Raw genomic sequence first — 224 nt, forward strand, 5'->3', positions numbered from 1 at the left:
CCGGCCGACCCGGCGGCGGAGCGTCGACTGGGCCGGTCTGCTCGCGGCCCACCGGGCCGATCCGCTGCCCGAGGACGCCGCCGTGCTGCTCGCGGCCGATCCCCACTGCCCCGACGACCTCGTGGTCGCGCTGTACGAGGCCCACCCGGCGGCGGTCGGCCCGATCGCCCGTCCCTGCGTCGGCGTGCTGCGGGCCGCCCTCGGCACGCCCAAGCACCCCGCGC

Annotated in this window: 1 protein-coding gene; it reads left to right on the plus strand. The window is 80.4% G+C overall.

The annotated features are described in order from the left end of the window. Window positions 1-224 (plus strand): hypothetical protein (locus GT354_RS43195; protein ID WP_202512931.1); only part of this gene is annotated, 224 nt, incomplete at both ends.

The sequence above is a fragment of the Streptomyces sp. SID3343 genome (assembly GCF_009865215.1).
Lineage (GTDB): Bacteria > Actinomycetota > Actinomycetes > Streptomycetales > Streptomycetaceae > Embleya.